A 234-nucleotide genomic window follows, 5' to 3' on the forward strand; every position below is an offset into this window, starting at 1 on the left:
GCATCGCCGTTGAAGCCATTAATGCATTGTAAAACATAAAGTTAAGCGTTGGCGCTGTATCAATTAAAAGAATGTCAAACTCATCTTTTACCGGATTTATTACTCGTTCTAATAGTTTGTGGTAATGGCGTGTTTGCTCATAATTGGAGGTGTCTTTGAGTAACGTTGCTGTTTCGTGCTCAAAATAAAAGTCATCCATACCTGATGGTAAAACACGAATATTAGGAATATGTG

The 234-nt window shown here is 36.8% G+C and carries 1 protein-coding gene; it reads right to left on the reverse strand.

Going from position 1 to position 234, the window contains the following annotated elements:
* The coding region (locus tag AAEY88_RS15540; RefSeq protein WP_350563833.1) for an AAA family ATPase at nt 1–234 on the reverse strand (234 nt) is incomplete at both ends.

It is taken from the genome of Psychrobacter sp. CAL346-MNA-CIBAN-0220, from assembly GCF_040309805.1.
Lineage (GTDB): Bacteria > Pseudomonadota > Gammaproteobacteria > Pseudomonadales > Moraxellaceae > Psychrobacter.